This is a genomic window from Paenibacillus sp. OT2-17, assembly GCF_009827695.1.
Classification (GTDB): domain Bacteria; phylum Bacillota; class Bacilli; order Paenibacillales; family Paenibacillaceae; genus Paenibacillus; species Paenibacillus polymyxa_B.
Genome location: NZ_WUDQ01001037.1, coordinates 1 through 558 on the forward strand (window position 1 = coordinate 1; position 558 = coordinate 558).

General features: G+C 43.7%; 1 pseudogene. It reads right to left on the minus strand.

The annotated features are described in order from the left end of the window. Window positions 1–558, minus strand: a pseudogene (locus tag GRP75_RS28915) (SAF domain-containing protein); the annotation flags it as partial.

Consider the following 558-nt stretch of genomic DNA (forward strand, 5'->3'; position numbering starts at 1 on the left):
GGGTGTTGAAATCACACTGTTTGATGAATTAATTGCATTTTCAAGGGAATCCCGCAGCTGCTTGGACAGCTTTTGTTCAGCAATGTGTATCAAATTCGGATCACTATTCATTAACGCTAACACATGCGTATTAGGCGGATAGGTCGGGATTGCTTTGGGCTGAAATTGGGGATCGACATATGTCAGAGCATAAATGGATGCTTTATGCAGATAGGCATCAACAATCGCGCTCGAAAACGATAAAATTTCCTGCTCATTCAAAGTGACCCAGACAATTGGACCTTCCAGTCGGGAAATCTTCTTTTTGGATAATAGAATGTAATCCTGACCTGTTGGAAATTGAATGCGGATATCCACTTCGTCCCCCGACTTCAGGCTGTTGGGCAGTACCACCACCTTTAGCTCACGGTTGCGTAAATCTTTAGGTGTGGGTTCATCAGCAGTTATCATAGCCGATGTAAGCACAGATCCTTTTTTAAGCTCAATCTTGGCTGTGGTTCCGGAAACTTCACTTTTATCTGCCAGCAAATTTGATGGAGCCTGAGAACCGGGAACTTT